Source organism: Amycolatopsis decaplanina DSM 44594, from assembly GCF_000342005.1.
Classification (GTDB): domain Bacteria; phylum Actinomycetota; class Actinomycetes; order Mycobacteriales; family Pseudonocardiaceae; genus Amycolatopsis; species Amycolatopsis decaplanina.
In genome coordinates this window covers 1-2,069 of the sequence record NZ_AOHO01000039.1, presented here as the reverse complement: position 1 = coordinate 2,069, position 2,069 = coordinate 1, and the positions used below count along the sequence as shown (strand labels likewise).

At 60.9% G+C, this 2,069-nt stretch carries 1 protein-coding gene; it reads left to right on the top strand.

Translation table 11 applies throughout. The features are described 5' to 3' along the window. Positions 1-131: 131 nt before the first annotated feature. The coding region (locus H074_RS08510) for a hypothetical protein (protein WP_235096706.1) at positions 132-2,069 on the top strand (1,938 nt) is incomplete at its 3' end.

Below are 2,069 nucleotides of genomic sequence, written 5' to 3'. Positions count from 1 at the left end.
TGGTGGCCCGTGGCGGATCGGCCGAACTGCAGAGGTCGCGGGTGACGGCGGAGATACGCGCGGCGGTGCAGGCTGCGCGGCCCCAGTACTTGGCCGCGCAGGTCGAGGAGCTCATCGCTAGGCATGTCGTGATGGGTGTCACCCGGACGACCAACCGTTCGAGGGTCGGACTTTTCCTTACCCTCGTCGGACTCGAAGTCGAACCGGATTCAGTGCCGGACCACGCCGTGGCGGTGGCGAAGCAGGCTGAATACGGGAAGCTGCCTTCGCTGCCGAAGGAACTGAGCGGTCGAGTCAAGAAAATTACCGATGCCGAAACCCATAGCTGGAAAGCTAATCTGGAGGCCGGAAAGCCGTTCTCGATCGTCGAAGACGACCGCAAGAGCCTGAACGAATTCATGAAGAAAATTTTGCCCGATATCGCTGATCGTGCCCGCAATAATCAGCAGCTCGGCGATATCCGGTTACATGTCAAAAGAACAACGCGCGTTATCGACGCCGGAGTTCGCCTCCCCGAGCATGATGAGCTCGAAAAGTTGGTGAAGCAGGCGGCGCTGGAGCAATCCATCGATCTCAGTAAGTTTCGCTTCACTTACAGGAGCCACAGTTTCAGCGAGGATATACACAGCTCGGTGGAGATCACCGTGCACCGAACACCGAGGCTGGGGAAGAGCGACTATCTCGGGGAGACGTCCTTGACGGAGTTCTTCCTGCCGAGATTTTCCGTTCTGTCGGAGGCTGCCCGGGAGCGGATCACCTGGCTGTCAACGGGATTTATTGCTCAATACAAGACGGGACGGGGTGAGAACAAGGTTCTCTCCATCGCGGTGGCGCAGACCCGCAGTTCCGGTCCCGACCTTCTGGTGAAAGAGGTGCGGGATCTCGTCCTCGCCGCCTTCACAAAGCAGTTGCCGGGTCCTGAAGCCGCGCGACAGGCCCGCAGGATCTTGGGCGAGTCCGTCCACATCAAAACGTACCGCGGGAATCGGGAATGGTTTGCCGCGGTTCTGGTGGACGTGGTCGGGACGGGTGAGGTGTCGTCGGTCCGGCGGGAAGAGTGGGAGGAGCAGGCGCGGTCGACGCGGATGGCTTCGCGTGCGGCCAGTGCTCTCGCCGGAAACGAATCCGCACCGGATCCAGTGTCGAACCACGCAGCGGCGGCGGGGCAGACCGAAGACCCGGGACTGACTTGGCTGCCGAGGGAACTGAGCGGCCGAGCCAGGAAGCGTACCGATGCCGAAATCGAAAGCTGGAAAGGTGGGCTGGAGGCCGGGGTTTCCTTCGTGATCGTCGAAGGCGCTCGCGAGAGCCTGAACAAATTCATTAAAAAATTCCTGGACGATATCGCTGATCGCGCCCGCAATAATCAGCAACTCGGCGATATCCGGTTGCACGTCACGAAAAGGATTTACCGGGTCGACTACGGAGATCGCGGCCCCGAGCATGAGGTGCTCGAAGAGCTGGTGAGGCAGGAGGCGCTGAAACGATCCATCGACCTCAGTGAGTTTCGCTTCACTTACGTGACCCACAGAAGCAATAGTAGCGACCGCTCGGTGGGAATCACTGTGCACGAAACGCCGGAGCGGGGGAAGAGTCACTATCTCGAGGAGACGTCCTTGACGGAGTTCCTCCTGCGGGGATTCGACGTTCTGTCGGAGGCTGCTCGGGAGCGGATCACTTGGTTGTCAATGGGATTCATCCGTCGGCGTGAGCACGAGGATGGGAACAAGATTCTCTCCATCGCGATGACGCGGTCCCCCAACAACGACGCCGACCTGGTGATGAGAGTGGTTCGGGATCTCGTTGTCGCTGCTTTCGCAGAGCAGTTGCCGGGGCCTGAAGCCGAGCGAGAGGCCCACGCGATCCTGCGCAAGTCCGTCCGTATCACCTTGTACCGCGCGGGTCAGGGCGAGTATTCCACTGCGGTTCTGGTGGACGTGGTCGGGAAGGGTGAGGTGTCGTCGGTCCGGCGGGAAGAGCGGGCGGAGCAGGCGCTGTCGACGCGGATGGCTTCGCGTGCGGCCAGTGCTCTCGCCGGAAACGAATCCGCACCGGATCCAGTGTCGAAC